The organism is Amycolatopsis sp. SID8362, assembly GCF_010550475.1.
Taxonomy (GTDB): domain Bacteria; phylum Actinomycetota; class Actinomycetes; order Mycobacteriales; family Pseudonocardiaceae; genus Amycolatopsis; species Amycolatopsis eburnea.
On record NZ_JAAGNB010000522.1, the window covers coordinates 1 to 354 of the forward strand.

Below are 354 nucleotides of genomic sequence, written 5' to 3' on the forward strand. Positions count from 1 at the left end.
CACCCTGGAGGTCGCGGCGCGGCCCGGCGCGTACGCGACGATCGGCGAAGCGCTGGCCGACGCCGGCGACGACGCCCTGATCACCGTCGCCGCCGGTACCTACCGCGAAGTGTTCGAACTGGCCGGCCGCCGCGTGACGCTGGTGGCCGCGGACGGCGCGGCCGTGGTCGTCGACGGCGCCGGTGCCGACCGGCCGGTCTTCGCCGTCCAGGGCGGATCCCTGGCGCTGCGCGGGATCGAAGTGCGCGCCGGGGACGCGGGCGCGATCTCCGCCGACGACGTCGAGCTCACCGTGCGGCAGTGCGTCTTCGCCGGCGGGCGCGGCCCGGCGCTGCGGATCCGGGGGACCGCGGG

The 354-nt window shown here is 78.2% G+C and carries 1 pseudogene; it reads left to right on the plus strand.

Annotated features, from left to right (window positions below):
* Nucleotides 1-4 precede the first annotated feature (4 nt).
* Nucleotides 5-354, plus strand: a pseudogene (locus tag G3I65_RS16300) (ATPase); the annotation flags it as partial.